This window comes from Bradyrhizobium sp. (assembly GCF_049691595.1).
GTDB lineage: Bacteria > Pseudomonadota > Alphaproteobacteria > Rhizobiales > Xanthobacteraceae > Bradyrhizobium.
Genome location: NZ_JBAVNZ010000256.1, coordinates 1 through 12,424 on the forward strand (window position 1 = coordinate 1; position 12,424 = coordinate 12,424).

A 12,424-nucleotide genomic window follows, 5' to 3' on the forward strand; every position below is an offset into this window, starting at 1 on the left:
CCTCGTAACTGTCCGGCGGCATGATCAAGCGCGTGGCGCTGGCGCGCGCGCTCGCGCTCGATCCCGAACTGGTGTTCCTCGACGAGCCGACCTCCGGCCTCGATCCGATCGGCGCCGGCGATTTCGACGAGCTGGTGCGGACCCTGCAGCGCACTTTGGGCCTGACCGTTTTCATGGTAACCCACGACCTCGACAGCCTTTACACCGCGTGCGACCGTATCGCCGTGTTAGGGAACGGTAAGATCATTGCCGCGGGATCGATTGCCGACATGCAGGCCTCGCAGCATCCCTGGCTGCGGCAATATTTCCATGGCAAGCGCGCCCGCGCGGTGATGGGTTAGAGCATGATCCGGAAAAGCGGGAACCGGTTTTCCGAAAAGCATGCCCTCGGGCTTGACCCGAGGGATCGTGCTCAAACAAAAAGATGAGATCATGATCCGATTCGATCCAATCGGATCATGATCGATTACCGGAGCAATTGATGGAAACGCGGGCGAACTACGTCCTGATCGGAGCCTTCACGCTGGCGGTGATCGCGGCTGCGTTCGGCTTCGTGCTCTGGTTCCAGAGCCTGCATACCACCAAGGCGCGCAGCCCGATCCGGATCGTGTTCGAGGGCCCGGCGTCCGGCCTGCGCAACGGCGGCAGCGTCAATTTTAACGGTATCCGGATAGGGGAAGTCATATCCGTCAAGCTCGACAATCCGCGTCGTGTGGTCGCGCTCGCGATGGTCGAGAACAACGCCCCGATCCGCAAGGACACCCTCGTCGGGCTGGAATTCCAGGGACTCACCGGCGTCGCCGCGATCTCGCTCAAGGGCGGCGAGGAGGCCGCGCCCGCCGTTCCACTCGATGAGGACGGCGTTCCGGTCTTGACCGCCGACCCGAACGCGCTGCAGGACGTCACCGAAGCGATCCGCGGCACCTTGCAGAACGTCAATCGGCTGGTCGCCGACAACCAGGAATCGGTCAGGAACTCGCTGCGTAACCTGGAGACCTTCACCGCGGCGCTGGCGCGCAATTCCGAGAGGATCGACAACGTCATGCTCAAGGTCGACGGCGTGATGGTCAAGGCCGACAATCTCATGCTGGGTCTCAATTCGATCGCGGGCGGCAATGCCGGCGGCGAGCTGTCGGCGATGGTAAAGTCGATCAAGGAACTGGCCGAGGATTTCGACCGGCGATCCGGCGCGCTGATGGCCGACGGCCGCCGGACGCTCGGCGACATCAGCCGTGCCGTCAACAACCTCGACCGCAACCCGACGCGGCTGCTGTTCGGCGCCGGCAACAGCAACAACGCCGCACCTGCGGAAGCACCGAAGCCGCCGCCAGCGCCTGCGGCCGGCGAGCGGAAGCGGCAGTAGGGGAGCGTAGGGCGCAACAGCGTAAGCGTATTGCGCCGCTGCGGCCGCGAACGGCGGATTACCTTTTGCTGCCGTCATTGCGAGTTCTGTACCGACCTGACGGCCGACCCTGGTGGATGAAACAACGAACCGCGGAGTGGATTTCACGTCTTTCCGGAACCAATAAAATCAGTAACTTAGCTTCCAGTTTCTTCTTAGCCAACGGGTCGGCGCGAAGCGCCGCCCGATGATAAACTCCGCGAAGCAATCCAGACTATTTCCATCTATTTCTGGATTGCTTCGCTACGCTCGCATATGACGGCTGGCTAAGTTTCCTCTCTGTAAAATTAGTCTAGAAACTGGTGTCGGATACCTGCCCTACCATTCGTCCTCCGGACGAACGCAACGTGAGGAGACGACGCATGTCCAAAATTTCACCCTGCCTGTGGTTCGACGGCGAGGCCGAGCAGGCCGCGAACTTCTATGTGTCGCTGCTGCCGGATTCGAGGGTCGAAACGGTGCAGAGGAACCCCGTCGACGGTCCGGCCGGAAAAGCCGGCTCGGTGCTGGTGGTCGAGTTCACGCTGGCCGGGCAGCGCTTCATGGCGCTCAATGGCGGCATGCGGGTTGAATATACCCACGCGGTCTCGTTCAAGATCGATTGCGCCGACCAGGCCGAGGTCGACCGGCTATGGGACGCCTTGTTGGCCAATGGAGGCTCTGCTCAACGTTGCGGCTGGCTCAGGGATCGCTACGGCGTGTCATGGCAGATCGTGCCGAGCGCGCTGCCGAAATATCTGGGCGGCCCCGATCGGGCCGGCGCGCAGCGGGCGATGCAGGCGATGCTGGGGATGGTCAAGCTCGACATCGAGGGGCTCCGGCGCGCCTATGAGGGCAAGTCGGCGGCCTGATCGCTGTCGCGGCTGGCCTAATAACTGATTCGCAGCCCGACGCCGCCATGAATGGTGTTGCCGACGGGCTGCGGACCCGCGGTGCCGTTGACGAAGAGGTCGGCGACCCAGCCCTTGGTGATGCGGAAGCCGAGCCGGCCGCCATACTCGAACCAGCTCTGGTTGCCGATCGTCGGCACCACGGTGCCGTCACCGGTCACGGTGGCGACGATGCCGGAATGGGTCGCGAAGGACTGCACGAAGCCGCCATTGATATTGGCCTCGACATTCGAGCCGAACAGATGCGTCCACTGGCCGCCGACCTTGACGAGGGTGGTGCGATCGGTGCCGCCGGCAATCGAGGCGTCGAACGGATTGAACGCGGCGGCGGGGTCGGCGTAGCCCTTGACCCGTTGCCACAATTGCCAGACCTCGACCGAGGCCGCGGCTTCATCGCGCGGCGACAACCGGCTGATCCAGCCTGCGCGCCCATAGACGCCGTAATCCTCGCTGGTGGTCCGGCCATCCAGCGACACCGCGCCGAGACTCGTCACATAGCTGCGCGTGTAACGCACCTTCTGGTACGGCGACAGGATGGTGCCGATATCGAAGAACGGCCGTGACGATCCCCAGTCGGTGAAATCATAGCGCAGCGCAAACGCACCGATCGGTGCGCTGGTGACGTGGTATCCGCCCTCGCTGTACTGGGTGTAGGCGATGCCCGCCAGCAGCGACAGATTGGCGGTCAGGTTCTTGCGGCCGTGGACGCCGGCCGAGAACGATCCCGCCGAGCCGAACGCGCTGACGCAATCGTTGCAATTGACCTGCTCGTTGACGCCGAGCAGCACCGTGCCGAGCACGCGGTTGGTGATCGCCTGGTTGAAGCGCTGTTTGGCCAGATCGCCGATCGATGCCCCGCTGGAATCGGCGCCGGTAACCGGACATGGCCCGTCACAATTCTGAGCGGATACGGAGATTTTCTGCGCCGATGCGGCGGTAGCGCTCACCAGGCCCAGCAAAACAGCAACGGCCACCGCCAGGGGAGCGCAAACCATCGATCTTTCTATGGATTTTGCCATGGTCAGCGCCCGCACAGCATGCCGGTCGGATCGCTGCCGTCATCGACCGGCGGCATGATCGTCGGCGTCGCATCCGCATATCGGGTGGTGCTGCAAAGTCCTGCCACCGCGCCGCAAGTGGAAGCGAAGGTCCAGGGCGGGTTGTTGGTCTTCAGAATCGTGATCTTGCCGCCAACCGAGCTGATGATCGCGGTGTCGCCGGGCTGCGTCAGATCGATGCATTGAAAGCTGACGGTGCAGACCGTCGAGGCGCCGTCCTGCAGCACGACCGTGGTCTTGCCCCGCTGCGACAGGATATCGAGGGTGGTGCCGCGCACGCCGATCGTGGCAAGCGGCGTCGTGATCTTGTACGCGGTTTTTTCCGAATTGCCGGTGACGAAGCGAAATGCGCCCGACGACATCCGGATCGCGATGTCGCGATAGCTGTGCTCGTCGTTGAAGACGGTGCGGTCGAGCCTGATCGTCGCGCTCGGGCCGAGCGACAGGTTGGTATTGTCCGCCATCACCAGCCGCGCCGCGCTCTCGATGCCGGTGCGCACGACTTCGTCGCGCAGCAATGCGTCGCCGACATTGATCTGGATGGTCGAGGATGCCGCGACGCGGACGACTTCATTCTTGACGACGGCCGCTTCGCCGACCCGCGTTTGCGCCTGAGCGGGACGCGCCATCAGCGCGACCACCGAACCAAGCACCAGCGCGGAAACAATACCGTGACGCAAATTCATTTCACGACCAATCAATTTGGTACCTTCATCGTACTGGATCACGCTCGCGTGCGATGTAGCAGAATTGTCACAAGCGATGCGCAACAGACGCGACGGTTAGTGATGGTGGAATCGAAACATGTTCGATGCGATGAATGAAAAAGCCGCGTTGTCATGCCTTGATTTTGCCACAACGTCATTGACTCGGGATCCATCGTGCCAGGATCACTTTCCGTTCTCATTCGTTCGGTTGAGCGTACCGCCATCATCGCCGTCATTATTTTCGTCACCGCGCATGTTGCGCTGCTGGTTGGCGTCGGCACGCCGGAGAAATTCTATTTCGACGAAGTGCATTATGTTCCGGCGGCGCGGCAGATGCTCGAGCCGGTGATGCCGATGCCGGTGCTGAACCCGATGCATCCGCCGCTGGCGAAACAGCTCATCGCATTGTCGATCCACTATCTTGGCGACAGGCCGCTGGGATGGCGCTATCCCGCCGTACTGTTTGGATCGCTCGCCATCGTCGCGGTCTATCTCGGCGGCCTGGCGCTGTTCGCCGGGCAGGGGCCAGCGATCGCCGCAAGCCTGCTCGCCTTTTTCAACCAGATGCTGTTCGTGCAATCGCGAATCGCGATGCTGGATATTTTCGCGCTCACATTCAGCCTGTTTGCGGTCGCGGCGTTCATCGCGGGCTTCGGAAAGCCGAGGCCGCACCGCTGGTTCGCGTTGGCGGGGCTCGCTTGCGGTCTCTCGATCGCCTGCAAATGGAGCGGCGTGTTCGTGCTCGCGGTCTGCATCGTCATCGTCGGCGTGATCCGCCTGATGCAGGGCTGGCGCACCCGGTTTGCCGCCGGCAACCCTGCCGATTGGTACCGCCCGGATCTTTGGCCTGATTTCAGACATTACCACGTCGCCGCATGCTTCCTGCTGATTCCCGCGGCCGTCTATCTCTCGACCTTCATCCCGCTCTACGGCCTGTCGCTTCCCGACATCCTGGAGGCGCAACGCCGGATCTTTGGCGATAACACCACGTCCGCGATCGCCGGCCATATCTATATGAGCTCGTGGCCGTCCTGGCCGTTGCTGGTCCGCCCGGTCTGGTATTTGTTCGACAAGACCGGCGACGACCGGATCGCGGCGGTGGTTTTACTCGGCAATCCCCTGATTCTGTGGCCCGCGCTGGTCGCGCTGGCCGTCTGCCTGCGCGACTGGATCGTGACGCGCCGGGCCGATGCCTTCCTGGTGCTGTCGTTCTACTTCGGGCCCTATCTCGGCTGGGTACTGCTGCCGCGAACGCTCGGCTTCATCTATTACTATCTGCCGGCGGCGACCACGGCGAGCTTCGCGCTGGTCTATGCGTTGCGGCGCCCCAACACGCCCCGCTGGCTGCTCTGGGCCTTCGTCGCGATCGGGTTCGCCGGCTTTGTCGCGATGCTGCCGATCTCGGCCGCGTTCGCGGAAACCTCGATGCGGACGTTCAACCGGCTGATGATCTTTCAGAACTGGATTTGACGGACCGGCACGTCGCGCGTGGCGCGACGTGGCTTCCACGGGTCAATTCTTGCGAAATCCGCCTGCGCTGAACCGGCAGGCGGACGATCTTCGGCCAATTCAGTGCGACGCGGTCTTGGTGTCCATGTTGACGACCTGGACGCGGCGGTTGACCGGGTCCATCGGCGCATTCGGAACCTTCGGCTTGGTCTTGCCGTAGCCGACGGTGACGAGATTCGCGCCGGCGATGCCGTACTTGTCGGTCAGATACTTCTTGATCGTATCGGCGCGGCGCTCGGAAAGATCCTGATTGTAGGCGTCGCCGCCGATCGCATCGGTATGACCGGCGACCACGAAGGTCGAACCTTTCAGGCCGGCGTTCGACAGCGCCTTGCCCAGCTCCTGCACCGCCGGCATCGAACTGGTGCGGATAGCGGCGGAGTTGTAGTCGAACTGAATCTCCAGGTCGATCTTCGGCTTGGTCGCCGCGATCTCGGCAATCTCCTCGCGTTCGCCGAGCGAGAGCGACCGGCTCTTGCGGTTGCGCAGGCTGTCGACGAAACTGGTTTCCCTGGCCTGCACCGCCGGGTCAGCCGGTTGGCCGGCCGACATGCCGCGGGTCAAAGGCTTCGGCTTCAAGGCACTCAGGATTTGATCGGCCGAGACCGTGGGGTCGCCGGCAAACGCCAGGCCCGCCGTCATCGACAGCGCGGCGCCGATCGTCACCAATGAAAGCGTGTGAAAGCGGGTCATTGTCATATCCTCAAGGTTACGCCAGCCGATCTGGCTGCTTGGCGGTTTGATGCTGCGAGAATAGGACGGGTTCAAATTGGCGAATGTGATTCAGGTCACGTTGCTGGAGCGGAATGCCCCAAGTTGGGCGATTTCCAATGTCCACAGCGGCCGCGAAACCCGGCGGCCTGCGGGCCGCCGTTTTGGTCGCTGAGTTTGGCGCCGTCACGCCGGCCCGGGTCAGCCCGGATGAGCCAACGGGTCGCGCGAATGCGCGCCCGATGACAGGCTCCGCGACTTCCGGGTTTCTTGTTCTGCTCCCTTCATATCTCTGCGCTCGTGCGGGCTACTTGCTTTTGGTTGCGCGCACAGAACGGAATCTTGCGCGCTTGACATGCCATCTACAAGTTTTCATGTTTTCGACATGATGACGAAGATTCAGATTCGCCATGTGCCGGATGCGCTGCACCGCCGGCTCAAATCGCGTGCGGCGCTGGCGGGCCTGTCGCTCTCCGACTACCTGCTTGGTGTGATCCTTCGGTCGGCTGAGCGACCGACGATTGACGAACTGCGAGCCCGTCTGGTGCGGCGCCCGGGAATGACCTCTTCGGTAGCGCCGGCACAAGCGGTCCGCGCCGAACGCGATCGCCATTGACAAACTTCGATGCTCCGCTACTCACCCGCGACAAACGTCTTGCCGCTTCGCCCGGCCACCATGCGCGCATGGAACTGGTGTGACGCAACTCCGAATCCTTCCGGGTCGCAATGCCGTCGCAGGGGCGCCGATCCGCGGACAATAAATCGGCCAGATGCGGACTTAGAAAAAATGTTCGCCAATAAAAATCCTAAAAAGGCTAGAAGAAGAATCCTTGAAGAAGCGAACGGGCAGGGCGGTGTTTCAGTCAATCAAGCGGCAGCGCGAGTATCAACATTATCGGCCTATCAGCCCGGATCATCCCGCACCGGCAAGTTCGTTGCCGATCTTGATCGGCGCGGCCATGATCGCCGCGGCGATCCTGTTGTCCACGCTGATCACGGCGCTGGGCAGCCGCTATGTCGGGTTCGAGAGTCCCACCGAGGACAGCGCGTGGCTGCTCGATCGCCTCACGGGCAAGGTCTACAAATGCCAGGCGACGCAGCGCGGCAAGGCGTCCTGCGAGGCCGAAGTCGCGACCGGGAGTGTGGCGGAGCGGCCGAAGCAATGAACGTGGCCGCTGCATCGCGGCGTCACAAATCCATCGTCTTTGGGAGCGTGGCGGCACGACCAGCTGAAACCATTCGGTAAGGGACGTCTACAAGCTCGAGCTTCCGGCCGACGCGCGTTGACGCATCTCCCCATTCAAGCGAATCCCGCTACATTGCCGCGCGATGTCCCGCGCGACCGAACCGCTTGCCCTGACCCAGGCCCGTGCCCGGCGAATCTGGCTGCGCGCCCAGCGGCTCGATGTGCCCGCGCCGTTCGGCGAGGGGCCGCCCGCGGTCGCGGCCGCGGTCAGGCATCTCGGCTATGTGCAGATCGACACCATCCATGTGATCGAGCGCGCCCATCATCACATCCTCCACACCCGCATTCCCGATTACCGCCGCGCCGACCTGCGCCAGGCCCAGAGCGTCGACAAGAGCGTATTCGAATACTGGACCCACGCGTTGTCCTACGTGCCGTCGGACGATCTGCGGTTTTTCCTGCCTGCGATGAAGCTGCACCAGCGCGAACGTCACAAGCGATTCGCATCCGTCAGCCCGGCCGACATGCGAAAAGTCATGCTGCGCTTGCGGCGCGACGGCGCGCTGACGATCCGCGACATCGAGGACGACGTGCTGACGGAGAAGGAGCATCTGTGGGCGAGCCGCAAGCCGTCGAAGCGGGCGCTGCAGCTCGCGTTCTACACCGGCGCGGTGACGATCGCCGAGCGCAACGGCATGCTCAAGACCTATGAGCTGACGGCGCGGCATTTTGGTTGGGACCAGCCGCCGAAGCCGGCCTCGGCGAGCGAAGTGACCGCCTATCTGCTCGACCGCGCGCTGCGGGCGCAAGGCGTCGTCAGCCTGGACTCGATCTGCCATCTCGATGCGCCGCGCAAGGCCGCGGTCCGGCGGTTGATCGACGCGCGGGTGCGCCGCAAGGCGCTGGTGCCGGTTGCGCTCGAGGGCGCGAGCCCGCAGGAGCATTGGGCGGACCCTGCGGCGCTGGAGCCGTCAGGCGAGGGCGATCCTTCGCGCGTGCACATCCTCTCGCCGTTCGATCCGCTCGTAATCCAGCGCAAGCGCACCGAACTTTTCTTCGGCTACGGCCACCGCTTCGAGGCCTATGTGCCGAAGCAAAAGCGCGTGTTCGGCTATTTCGCGCTGCCGGTTCTGGTCGGCGATGACATCGTCGCCGCGCTCGATCTCAAGACCGACCGCGAGAGCCGCAAACTGCTGATGCAGAAATGGAACTGGGTGGGCAGGGGCGCGGCGCGGGGCGCGCGCAAGGATCTCAAGCGCCGGATCGAGGAGGAACTGCACCGCTTCGAGCGCTTTCAGCTCGAGGAGTGATTTTCCTTCCGGAAGCCAGCGGTCTCCGGACCGTCATTTCGCAAATGAAGTCCGATCCGGGCTGCGTCGGTTCCACTGAAAGCTTTGCCTGCCAACGGCTTCGTCCTCACGAATTGGTGTCTACTGACGAATATTGACACTTATCAGTGAACATTACATAGTCTTCATCGAGGCTGGGCCGATGGAGAGACCGATGTTCGTCCATTCCGTTTTATCGAGCTATTACAGGCTTTTAACGGGAGCGATGCTGGCGCTGGCGGTGATTGCGCTGACCGGCTGCAACGAGAAGGTGGCCGAGAAAGCTGCTCCGGGACGCCCGGTTCTGGTGGCGACCGTTCGTTACGAGGCCGAGACGCCGGAGCGCAGCTTTGTCGGCACTATCAAACCCCGGATCGAGACCGACATGGGTTTTAGGGTTCCCGGCAAGATCTCAAAGCGCCTGGTCGAGGTCGGCCAGACCGTCGATGTCGGCCAGCCGCTGGCCACCCTCGATGAAGTCGATCTGAAACTGCAGGCCGAGCAGGCCGAAGCCGAACAGCGCGCCGCCACCGGCGTGCTGGCACAGGCCGGCGCCGCCGAACAGCGCGCCAGGGATCTGCGCGCCAAGGGCTGGACCACCGATGCGCAAATGGACCAGAGCCGGGCCGCCGCCGACGAGGCGCGGGCGCGGCTCAATCGCGCCGAGCGTTCGGTCGAACTGACCAAAAACTCGCTCTCCTACGCGACGCTGGCGGCCGATACCCGCGGCGTCGTCACCGCGACCCTGGTCGAGCCGGGACAGGTCGTGGCCTCCGGCCAGACCGCGATCCGTGTCGCGCGCCTTGGTGAGAAGGAAGCCGTGGTTGCGATCCCGGAAACCCTGGTCGGCCGCGCCAAGTCCGGCGTCGCCACGGTGACGCTGTGGTCGGAAGCCGACAGGAAATATGCCGCGAAGCTGCGCGAGGTCGCGCCGTCGGCCGATCCGGCCACGCGCACTTATCTCGCCAAATTCTCGCTGCCCGAGGCCGGTGAAAACGTCTCGCTCGGCATGACCGCGACGGTGACGCTGGCCGATTCCGCGACCACGCGCGTCGCAAGGCTGCCGCTGTCGGCGCTGTACAGCCAGGGCGGCGGCCCCTCGCTCTATATCGTCGATGATGCCGGCGAGGTGACGCTGACGCCGGTCACCGTCAAATCCTACGAGACCAACTCCGTCGTCATCTCCGGCGGCGTCGATCAGGGCGCCAGGGTCGTCGCGCTCGGCGTGCAGAAGCTCGATCCTTCCCAGAAGGTTCGGGTCGTCTCGTCGCTGTCGTTCTAGTCCCGTCATTGCGAGGAGCGGAAGCGACGAAGTTTCCATACTTTCTTTGCGGCACGATGGATTGCTTCGCTTCGCTCGCAATGACGGCCTCAACGTACACGGTTTTTAAATTGGAGGGTTCGGTGAAGCGCTTCAATCTTTCGGGCTGGGCGGTCAGCCATCCCACGCTCGTTCTGTTCCTGATGGTCGCGCTTGGCGCCGCCGGCTTCTTCTCCTACCGGCAGCTCGGCCGCGCCGAGGATCCGTTCTTCACCGTCAAGGTGGTGAACATCTCGGCGATCTGGCCGGGCGCGACCGCGGCCGAAATGCAGACCCAGGTCGCCGACCCGATCGAGAAGAAGCTGCAGGAATTGCCATTCTTCGAGAAGGTGCAGACCTACGCCAAACCGTCATTCACGGCGATGCAGGTGACGTTCAGGGATTCGACCTCGCCGAAGGACGTGCCGTATCTGTTTTACCTGTTGCGCAAGAAGCTCGCCGACGTGCAGGACAAGCTGCCGGCCGGGCTGCTCGGCCCCGTCGTCAATGACGAGTTCAGCGACGTCGACTCGATCCTTTACATGATGACCGGCGATGGCGCCGACTTCGCGCAATTGAAGAAGGCCGCCGAAGGCCTGCGCCAGCGGCTGTTGAAGGTTCCAGGGGTCACCAAGGTCGATCTCTATGGCGCGCAGGAAGAGCGGATTTTCGTCGAGTTCTCGCATGCCAAGCTGGCGACGCTCGGCATCACGCCGCAGGCGCTGTTCGACTCGCTCGCCAAGCAGAACAATGTCACGCCGGCTGGCACGGTGGAAACCTCCGCGCAGCGGGTGCCGCTGCGCGTCACCGGCGCGCTCGATGGCGTCAAGGCGGTCGCGGAATCGCCGGTCGAAAGCAACGGCCGGGTGTTTCGCCTGGGCGATATCGCCACCGTCACCCATGGCTTCGTCGATCCGCCGACCTATACGGTGCGGCAGGAAGGCAGGCCCGCGCTCGGCATCGGCGTGGTCACCGCCAAGGGCGCCAACATCCTCGAGCTCGGCAAGGACGTCGGCAGCGCGGTCGCGGAATTCATGAAGGCGGTGCCGCAGGGCATCGATGTCGAGCAGATCGCCGACCAGCCCAAGGTGGTCGAACACGCCGTCGGCGAGTTCGTGCACTCCTTCATCGAGGCGCTGGCGATCGTGCTGTTCGTCTCCTTTGTCGCATTGGGCTGGCGCACCGGCATCGTGGTGGCGATGTCGGTGCCGCTGGTGCTGGCGATCGTATTCATCGTGATGAATTCGATGTCGCTCGACCTGCATCGGATCACGCTCGGCGCGCTGATCATCGCGCTCGGCCTTCTGGTCGACGACGCCATCATCGCGGTCGAGATGATGGTGGTGAAGATGGAGCAGGGCTGGGACCGCGTCCGCGCCGCGTCCTTTGCCTGGGAATCCACCGCGTTCCCGATGCTGACGGGAACGCTGGTCACCGCGGCGGGCTTCTTGCCGGTCGGCTTCGCCAATTCGGCGGTCGGTGAATATGCCGGCGGCATTTTCTCGATCGTGGCGATCGCGCTGGTCGCCTCCTGGTTCGTGGCCGTGATCTTCACGCCCTATATCGGCGTCAAGCTGCTGCCGAACATCACCGTCCACCACAACCACGACCCGCACGCGGTCTATCAGACGCGCGTCTATCGGATCCTGCGCGGCATGATCCAGTGGTGCGTCGATCACCGCGTCACGGTGGTGCTGGCGACGGTCGGCGTGTTCGTGTTGTCGATCATCGGCTTCGGCCGGGTGCAGCAGCAGTTCTTCCCGTTGTCGGAACGGCCCGAACTGTTCCTGCAATTGCGCCTGCCGGAAGGCACCGCGTTCAATGTCACGGAAAAGGCCGTGAAGCAGGCCGAAACGCTGCTCAACGACGACAAGGATATCGCGACCTACACCGCCTATGTCGGCCAGGGCTCGCCGCGGTTCTGGCTCGGCCTCAGTCCGCAATTGCCGAACGAGGCCTTTGCCGAGATCGTCATTGTGTCGAAGGACGTCGAGGCGCGCGAGCGGATCAAGGCGCGGATCGAGAAGGCGGTTGCCGACGGCGCGCTGACCGAAGCCCGCGTGCGGGTCGACCGATTCAATTTCGGTCCGCCGGTCGGTTTCCCGGTCCAGTTCCGCGTCATCGGCCCCGACGCCGGGACCGTGCGCGAGATCGCCTACAAGGTGCGCGCCGTCGTCCGGCAGAACCCCAACGTCAAGGATCCGCAGCTCGACTGGAACGAGCAGTCGCCCTATCTGAAGCTGGTGGTGGATCAGGACCGCGCCCGCGCGCTTGGCCTGACCCCGCAGGACGTCTCGCAGGCGCTCGCCATGCTGATCTCGGGCGCGCAGGTG

The 12,424-nt window shown here is 63.6% G+C and carries 11 protein-coding genes and 1 pseudogene; 9 read left to right on the forward strand and 3 right to left on the reverse strand.

Annotation, left to right across the window (positions count from 1 at the left end):
* Positions 1–8 precede the first annotated feature (8 nt).
* The 3 genes and pseudogenes from WCE35_RS11420 to WCE35_RS11430 form a co-directional block, all read left to right on the forward strand.
* A pseudogene (locus WCE35_RS11420) lies at positions 9–341 on the forward strand (ABC transporter ATP-binding protein); the annotation flags it as partial.
* A 140-nt stretch (positions 342–481) separates the two neighbouring features.
* The gene (locus WCE35_RS11425; RefSeq protein WP_424593446.1) at positions 482–1,363 is read left to right on the forward strand and encodes an MlaD family protein; all 882 of its coding nucleotides are present in this window, start codon (positions 482–484) and stop codon (positions 1,361–1,363) included.
* A 401-nt stretch (positions 1,364–1,764) separates the two neighbouring features.
* Entirely contained in the window at positions 1,765–2,253 is a 489-nt protein-coding gene (locus WCE35_RS11430) for a VOC family protein (RefSeq protein WP_424593447.1), read from the forward strand.
* A 17-nt stretch (positions 2,254–2,270) separates the two neighbouring features.
* On the opposite strand, the gene WCE35_RS11435 is transcribed toward WCE35_RS11430, so the two are convergent.
* Complete coding sequence (locus tag WCE35_RS11435) at positions 2,271–3,287, reverse strand: hypothetical protein (protein WP_424593448.1); 1,017 nt, start codon at positions 3,285–3,287, stop codon at positions 2,271–2,273.
* Between the two features lie 26 nt (positions 3,288–3,313).
* Positions 3,314–4,036, reverse strand: a complete 723-nt coding sequence (locus tag WCE35_RS11440) for a FecR family protein (RefSeq protein WP_424593449.1) — start codon at positions 4,034–4,036, stop codon at positions 3,314–3,316.
* A 195-nt stretch (positions 4,037–4,231) separates the two neighbouring features.
* Between WCE35_RS11440 and WCE35_RS11445 the strand changes: the two genes are divergently transcribed.
* Positions 4,232–5,527 carry a phospholipid carrier-dependent glycosyltransferase gene (locus WCE35_RS11445; protein WP_424593450.1) on the forward strand — a complete coding sequence of 432 codons (1,296 nt, stop codon included), beginning with the start codon at positions 4,232–4,234 and terminating at the stop codon, positions 5,525–5,527.
* Between the two features lie 99 nt (positions 5,528–5,626).
* Here WCE35_RS11445 and WCE35_RS11450 read toward each other — a convergent pair whose 3' ends face one another.
* The gene (locus WCE35_RS11450; protein WP_424593451.1) at positions 5,627–6,259 is read right to left on the reverse strand and encodes an OmpA family protein; all 633 of its coding nucleotides are present in this window, start codon (positions 6,257–6,259) and stop codon (positions 5,627–5,629) included.
* Positions 6,260–6,665: 406 nt separating this feature from the next.
* Between WCE35_RS11450 and WCE35_RS11455 the strand changes: the two genes are divergently transcribed.
* The 5 genes from WCE35_RS11455 to WCE35_RS11475 all read left to right on the forward strand — a co-directional run.
* Positions 6,666–6,893, forward strand: a complete 228-nt coding sequence (locus WCE35_RS11455; RefSeq protein WP_424593452.1) for a FitA-like ribbon-helix-helix domain-containing protein — start codon at positions 6,666–6,668, stop codon at positions 6,891–6,893.
* A 319-nt stretch (positions 6,894–7,212) separates the two neighbouring features.
* Complete coding sequence (locus tag WCE35_RS11460) at positions 7,213–7,443, forward strand: hypothetical protein (RefSeq protein WP_424593456.1); 231 nt, start codon at positions 7,213–7,215, stop codon at positions 7,441–7,443.
* A gap of 163 nt (positions 7,444–7,606) precedes the next feature.
* Positions 7,607–8,773 (forward strand): winged helix-turn-helix domain-containing protein, encoded by a 1,167-nt coding sequence (locus WCE35_RS11465; RefSeq protein WP_424593453.1) that lies wholly within the window; start codon positions 7,607–7,609, stop codon positions 8,771–8,773.
* Positions 8,774–8,966: 193 nt separating this feature from the next.
* Entirely contained in the window at positions 8,967–10,073 is a 1,107-nt protein-coding gene (locus WCE35_RS11470; RefSeq protein WP_424593454.1) for an efflux RND transporter periplasmic adaptor subunit, read from the forward strand.
* 122 nt (positions 10,074–10,195) lie between these two features.
* Positions 10,196–12,424: efflux RND transporter permease subunit (locus WCE35_RS11475; RefSeq protein ID WP_424593455.1), on the forward strand; the 2,229-nt coding region annotated here is incomplete at its 3' end.